At 59.1% G+C, this 318-nt stretch carries 1 protein-coding gene; it reads left to right on the top strand.

Annotated elements, in window-relative coordinates:
* Window positions 1–11: 11 nt before the first annotated feature.
* Window positions 12–318 (top strand): GGDEF domain-containing protein (locus tag KAJ71_RS23235; protein WP_248947792.1); only part of this gene is annotated, 307 nt, incomplete at its 3' end.

The following is a 318-nucleotide window of genomic DNA, read 5'->3' as shown; positions in this document are numbered from 1 at the left end:
CAGTGGCACGCATGGTCGGCGCACACCGCGATATCCATACACGCAAAATCTCCATCGAACAGCTGCAAAAGCGCAACCAGTCGCTGGAAGCGCTGGTGGCCGAGCGCACCCTTGAGTTGTCACGGGTCAATCAGCAACTGCAAATGCAGTTGGACGAGAACCGCTCCCTGGCCGAACAGGATGCCCTGACACGCATCGCCAACCGTTATCGCCTGGAAAAGGTGTTGCTGGAGGAGTGCGACCGTGCCGAGCGCTTCCGCGTACCGCTGGCCTTGGTGGCCATGGATATCGACGACTTCAAGCCGATCAACGACAAAC

This window comes from Serratia silvae (genome assembly GCF_023282985.1).
Classification (GTDB): domain Bacteria; phylum Pseudomonadota; class Gammaproteobacteria; order Enterobacterales; family Enterobacteriaceae; genus Chania; species Chania silvae.
Note: the sequence above shows the minus strand (reverse complement) of the source record. Positions and strands in the feature narration are given on the sequence as shown.